The organism is Alicyclobacillus shizuokensis NBRC 103103 (assembly GCF_001552255.1).
Classification (GTDB): Bacteria; Bacillota; Bacilli; order Alicyclobacillales; family Alicyclobacillaceae; genus Alicyclobacillus_G; species Alicyclobacillus_G shizuokensis.
In genome coordinates this window covers 1-1,443 of sequence record NZ_BCQV01000115.1, presented here as the reverse complement: position 1 = coordinate 1,443, position 1,443 = coordinate 1, and the positions used below count along the sequence as shown (strand labels likewise).

Below are 1,443 nucleotides of genomic sequence, written 5' to 3'. Positions count from 1 at the left end.
TTGTCCCGCTCTTCGTAGATTTTCGTGACGGCCTTTTTCTTCGATTTACGCAGTCATGGATGATTCTTCCTGGTGTTGCTCTGGATGTGCACATTGGTGTAGTGCTTTCATGAGCATCGGGATTTGTCGAAATCCCTTTACGCTGCGGAACTTCTTCTCTGCCTCAAGGAAGCCTGCCGCCGCCCAACGCAGTACCTGCTCGCCATTCTGCCAACGCTTTACGTTCCTACTGGCCATGCGCACCTTTTCATTCGCTGATTCAATTGCATTCGTTGAACGGAGGGTCCGCTGTAGCAGTTCCGGAATCCCCAGTCGGATGACCGTCACGGTCTCTTCCATCCCCTCTCGCAGACTCGCCGCAGCACCGGGGTACGCCTTTTCGAGTTGGGCGGCCAATCGCTTCAGCGCTGCCAATGCATCCTGTTCGTTCCCGTGCCGCCAGGCTTCACGCAGTTGCCTCTTGACCCAATCCCGGTGCTTCTCCGGCAGGTGCTCCAGCACGTTACGCTCCTTGTGTACCTGGCAGCGTTGGACAATGGCCGTGTCGCCAAGCACATCCCGTACCGCCGCCCGCAGCGCCTTGCTTCCGTCAATGATGACGAGAATTCCGTCGTTGGTCTTCAAGCCACGTTCCACCAGGTCGGACAGGAGCGCTTTACACACAGCGGCGTTCTCGGTGGCTCCATGCCATACCCCTAACATCTGCTTCTTGCCATCTGCGTCAATCCCCATGGCCGCTACCACGGTGTGCTCTGCCATCACGATGCCGTCGATGATGAGGGCCACATAGTGCCGATCATCCAGACGCCGATGCATCAACTCGGCCAGTAGCTTCCTCGTGGCCGCAATGAACCGACGGCTGACGGTGCTCTTACTCGTGCCAGAGGACTCCAATTCCTCTCCGACCGGCTCCAGACCGTACGCATAGTTCCGGGTGGACAGTCCATGGATCATCCGCTCCAACGCAGCTTGCGTCAACAGCTCCGGATCTTGCAGGACCTGATACGTCTCGAGCGGAATCTCCCGTCCATCCACACTGCGTACTCGCACCTTCTCCACAGCCACCTTGCGACCGCCGAGGGTGACGGAACCTTTCTCTTTTCCATGCCGTACGGCCTTGCGCTCCGGATTATGCTTGCCCTTGGGACCGACGAGCGCATCCACCTCCTCCTGCATCATGGCTTGTATAACTCGCAATCCGGCTTGCACCGCCAGCGCCATCAGACCTTCTTTCGTTGCTTCCATCACATCCAGCAGAGCCAGTTGGACAGAGAGGTTCTTTGACGTGTCGAATCTTGTAAACTGCTTCTGGTCTTTCAGCGCAATCTCGTGTACTCTTGATTTCATAGTGGCGTTCTCCTTTCCTGATATTCCCCAAACCCGTTATACCAAACGGGGTCAGGAGACCGCCACTTTCAAATTTCCACGAAATCCGGGACTACG

1 protein-coding gene is annotated in these 1,443 nt (G+C 56.7%); it reads right to left on the bottom strand.

The genetic code is table 11. The features are described 5' to 3' along the window. Positions 1–45 precede the first annotated feature (45 nt). Positions 46–1,320, bottom strand: coding sequence for an IS256 family transposase (locus tag ASH01S_RS17545; protein ID WP_157067238.1), 1,275 nt, complete (start codon positions 1,318–1,320; stop codon positions 46–48). Positions 1,321–1,443: the final 123 nt, after the last annotated feature.